The sequence below is a fragment of the Pseudomonas sp. B392_1p genome, from assembly GCF_052245235.1.
In the GTDB taxonomy this organism is placed as follows: Bacteria; Pseudomonadota; Gammaproteobacteria; order Pseudomonadales; family Pseudomonadaceae; genus Serpens; species Serpens gallinarum.
The window spans coordinates 1-4,838 of sequence record NZ_JBQPXM010000026.1 but is presented as its reverse complement, the minus strand read 5'-3'; the positions used below and the strand labels follow the sequence as shown (position 1 = coordinate 4,838).

Here is a 4,838-nt window from a genome sequence, read left to right as displayed (position 1 = left end):
CAGCAGATTGTTTGGGTGTTATATGGTCAAGCCTCACGGGCAATTAGTACAGGTTAGCTCAACGCCTCACAACGCTTACACACCCTGCCTATCAACGTCGTAGTCTTCGACGGCCCTTCAGGGGACTCAAGGTCCCAGTGAGATCTCATCTTGAGGCAAGTTTCCCGCTTAGATGCTTTCAGCGGTTATCTCTTCCGAACATAGCTACCCGGCAATGCCACTGGCGTGACAACCGGAACACCAGAGGTTCGTCCACTCCGGTCCTCTCGTACTAGGAGCAGCCCCTCTCAAATCTCAAACGTCCACGGCAGATAGGGACCGAACTGTCTCACGACGTTCTAAACCCAGCTCGCGTACCACTTTAAATGGCGAACAGCCATACCCTTGGGACCGGCTTCAGCCCCAGGATGTGATGAGCCGACATCGAGGTGCCAAACACCGCCGTCGATATGAACTCTTGGGCGGTATCAGCCTGTTATCCCCGGAGTACCTTTTATCCGTTGAGCGATGGCCCTTCCATACAGAACCACCGGATCACTAAGACCTACTTTCGTACCTGCTCGACGTGTCTGTCTCGCAGTCAAGCGCGCTTTTGCCTTTATACTCTACGACCGATTTCCGACCGGTCTGAGCGCACCTTCGTACTCCTCCGTTACTCTTTAGGAGGAGACCGCCCCAGTCAAACTGCCCACCATACACTGTCCTCGATCCGGATAACGGACCCGAGTTAGAACCTCAAAGTTGCCAGGGTGGTATTTCAAGGATGGCTCCACGCGAACTGGCGTCCACGCTTCATAGCCTCCCACCTATCCTACACAAACAAATTCAAAGTCCAGTGCAAAGCTACAGTAAAGGTTCACGGGGTCTTTCCGTCTAGCCGCGGATACACTGCATCTTCACAGCGATTTCAATTTCACTGAGTCTCGGGTGGAGACAGCGCCGCCATCGTTACGCCATTCGTGCAGGTCGGAACTTACCCGACAAGGAATTTCGCTACCTTAGGACCGTTATAGTTACGGCCGCCGTTTACCGGGGCTTCGATCAAGAGCTTCGCTTGCGCTAACCCCATCAATTAACCTTCCGGCACCGGGCAGGCGTCACACCCTATACGTCCACTTTCGTGTTTGCAGAGTGCTGTGTTTTTAATAAACAGTCGCAGCGGCCTGGTATCTTCGACCGGCATGAGCTTACGCAGTAAATGCTTCACCCTCACCGGCGCACCTTCTCCCGAAGTTACGGTGCCATTTTGCCTAGTTCCTTCACCCGAGTTCTCTCAAGCGCCTTGGTATTCTCTACCCAACCACCTGTGTCGGTTTGGGGTACGGTTCCTAGTTACCTGAAGCTTAGAAGCTTTTCCTGGAAGCATGGCATCAACCACTTCGCGTTCTAAAAGAACACTCGTCATCAGCTCTCGACCTTGAATTCCCGGATTTGCCTAAGAATTCGGTCTACCACCTTAAACACGGACAACCAACGCCGTGCTGGCCTAGCCTTCTCCGTCCCTCCATCGCAGTAACTAGAAGTACAGGAATATTAACCTGTTTCCCATCGACTACGCTCTTCAGCCTCGCCTTAGGGACCGACTAACCCTGCGTCGATTAACGTTGCGCAGGAACCCTTGGTCTTTCGGCGTGGGTGTTTTTCACACCCATTGTCGTTACTCATGTCAGCATTCGCACTTCTGATACCTCCAGCAAGCTTCTCAACTCACCTTCACAGGCTTACAGAACGCTCCTCTACCGCGTCACTTACGTGACACCCGTAGCTTCGGTGTATGGTTTGAGCCCCGTTACATCTTCCGCGCAGGCCGACTCGACTAGTGAGCTATTACGCTTTCTTTAAAGGATGGCTGCTTCTAAGCCAACCTCCTAGCTGTCTAAGCCTTCCCACATCGTTTCCCACTTAACCATAACTTTGGGACCTTAGCTGACGGTCTGGGTTGTTTCCCTTTTCACGACGGACGTTAGCACCCGCCGTGTGTCTCCCATGCTCGGCACTTGTAGGTATTCGGAGTTTGCATCGGGTTGGTAAGTCGGGATGACCCCCTAGCCGAAACAGTGCTCTACCCCCTACAGTGATACATGAGGCGCTACCTAAATAGCTTTCGAGGAGAACCAGCTATCTCCGAGCTTGATTAGCCTTTCACTCCGATCCACAGGTCATCCGCTAACTTTTCAACGGTAGTCGGTTCGGTCCTCCAGTCAGTGTTACCTAACCTTCAACCTGCCCATGGATAGATCGCCCGGTTTCGGGTCTATACCCAGCGACTAAAGCGCCCTATTAAGACTCGCTTTCGCTACGCCTCCCCTATTCGGTTAAGCTCGCCACTGAATATAAGTCGCTGACCCATTATACAAAAGGTACGCAGTCACCCAACAAAGTGGGCTCCCACTGCTTGTACGCATACGGTTTCAGGTTCTATTTCACTCCCCTCTCCGGGGTTCTTTTCGCCTTTCCCTCACGGTACTGGTTCACTATCGGTCAGTCAGTAGTATTTAGCCTTGGAGGATGGTCCCCCCATATTCAGACAAAGTTTCTCGTGCTCCGTCCTACTCGATTTCACGCCAAGGATGTTTTCGTGTACGGGGCTATCACCCACTACGGCGGCACTTTCCAGAGCCTTTCACTAACATCCAAGACGCTTAAGGGCTAATCCCCGTTCGCTCGCCACTACTAAGGGAATCTCGGTTGATTTCTGTTCCTCCGGGTACTTAGATGTTTCAGTTCCCCGGGTTCGCCTCTTGCACCTATGTATTCAGTACAAGATACCCAGCTTATGCTGGGTGGGTTTCCCCATTCAGAGATCTCCGGATCAAAGGTTATTTGCCACCTCCCCGAAGCTTATCGCAGGCTATCACGTCTTTCATCGCCTCTGACTGCCAAGGCATCCACCGTATGCGCTTCTTCACTTGACCATATAACCCCAAGCAATCTGGTTACATGTCTCGAACGTGAAGACGACATTCGCCGAAAATTCGCGCTTGAACTCGCAAATTTTACCTTGACTTGAATAATCACCAGTGAAAGAGATTATTCAGTCTACTTCTATCACATACCAAATTTTTAAAGAACGATTCTGGTAAAGACCAGAAATCAACATTTCACACCAGGGTGTAAATGTTCATTTCTGAACTCTAACGAGTGGTGGAGCCAAGGAGGATCGAACTCCTGACCTCCTGCGTGCAAGGCAGGCGCTCTCCCAGCTGAGCTATGGCCCCAATATTCTTGAAGCCTGCGCCCCATGAACATTGGTGGGTCTGGGCAGATTCGAACTGCCGACCTCACCCTTATCAGGGGTGCGCTCTAACCAACTGAGCTACAGACCCAATCGTCTATACAATGAATCAAGCAATTCGTGTGGATGCTTATGAAGAAGCTGATGTCTTCGATTAAGGAGGTGATCCAGCCGCAGGTTCCCCTACGGCTACCTTGTTACGACTTCACCCCAGTCATGAATCACACCGTGGTAACCGTCCTCCCGAAGGTTAGACTAGCTACTTCTGGTGCAACCCACTCCCATGGTGTGACGGGCGGTGTGTACAAGGCCCGGGAACGTATTCACCGTGACATTCTGATTCACGATTACTAGCGATTCCGACTTCACGCAGTCGAGTTGCAGACTGCGATCCGGACTACGATCGGTTTTATGGGATTAGCTCCACCTCGCGGCTTGGCAACCCTTTGTACCGACCATTGTAGCACGTGTGTAGCCCTGGCCGTAAGGGCCATGATGACTTGACGTCATCCCCACCTTCCTCCGGTTTGTCACCGGCAGTCTCCTTAGAGTGCCCACCATAATGTGCTGGTAACTAAGGACAAGGGTTGCGCTCGTTACGGGACTTAACCCAACATCTCACGACACGAGCTGACGACAGCCATGCAGCACCTGTGTCTGAGTTCCCGAAGGCACCAATCCATCTCTGGAAAGTTCTCAGCATGTCAAGGCCAGGTAAGGTTCTTCGCGTTGCTTCGAATTAAACCACATGCTCCACCGCTTGTGCGGGCCCCCGTCAATTCATTTGAGTTTTAACCTTGCGGCCGTACTCCCCAGGCGGTCAACTTAATGCGTTAGCTGCGTTACTAAGTCCTCAAGGAACCCAACAACTAGTTGACATCGTTTACGGCGTGGACTACCAGGGTATCTAATCCTGTTTGCTCCCCACGCTTTCGCACCTCAGTGTCAGTATCAGTCCAGGTAGTCGCCTTCGCCACTGGTGTTCCTTCCTATATCTACGCATTTCACCGCTACACAGGAAATTCCACTACCCTCTACCGTACTCTAGCCAAGCAGTTTTGGATGCAGTTCCCAGGTTGAGCCCAGGGCTTTCACATCCAACTTACCTAACCACCTACGCGCGCTTTACGCCCAGTAATTCCGATTAACGCTTGCACCCTTCGTATTACCGCGGCTGCTGGCACGAAGTTAGCCGGTGCTTATTCTGTCGGTAACGTCAAAATTGCAACGTATTAGGTTACAACCCTTCCTCCCAACTTAAAGTGCTTTACAATCCGAAGACCTTCTTCACACACGCGGCATGGCTGGATCAGGCTTTCGCCCATTGTCCAATATTCCCCACTGCTGCCTCCCGTAGGAGTCTGGACCGTGTCTCAGTTCCAGTGTGACTGATCATCCTCTCAGACCAGTTACGGATCGTCGCCTTGGTGGGCCTTTACCCCGCCAACTAGCTAATCCGACCTAGGCTCATCTGATAGCGCAAGGCCCGAAGGTCCCCTGCTTTCTCCCGTAGGACGTATGCGGTATTAGCGCCCGTTTCCGGACGTTATCCCCCACTACCAGGCAGATTCCTAGGCATTACTCACCCGTCCGCCGCTGAATC

General features: G+C 52.2%; 2 tRNA genes and 2 rRNA genes. All 4 read right to left on the bottom strand.

From position 1 onward, the window contains the following. Positions 1 to 22: 22 nt before the first annotated feature. A 23S ribosomal RNA gene (locus ACTV8E_RS20560) occupies positions 23 to 2,915 on the bottom strand. A 227-nt stretch (positions 2,916 to 3,142) separates the two neighbouring features. Continuing rightward, positions 3,143 to 3,218, bottom strand: a tRNA-Ala gene (locus ACTV8E_RS20555). Between the two features lie 31 nt (positions 3,219 to 3,249). Further along, a tRNA-Ile gene (locus ACTV8E_RS20550) sits at positions 3,250 to 3,326 on the bottom strand. 64 nt (positions 3,327 to 3,390) lie between these two features. Next, positions 3,391 to 4,838, bottom strand: a 16S ribosomal RNA gene (locus ACTV8E_RS20545); the annotation flags it as partial.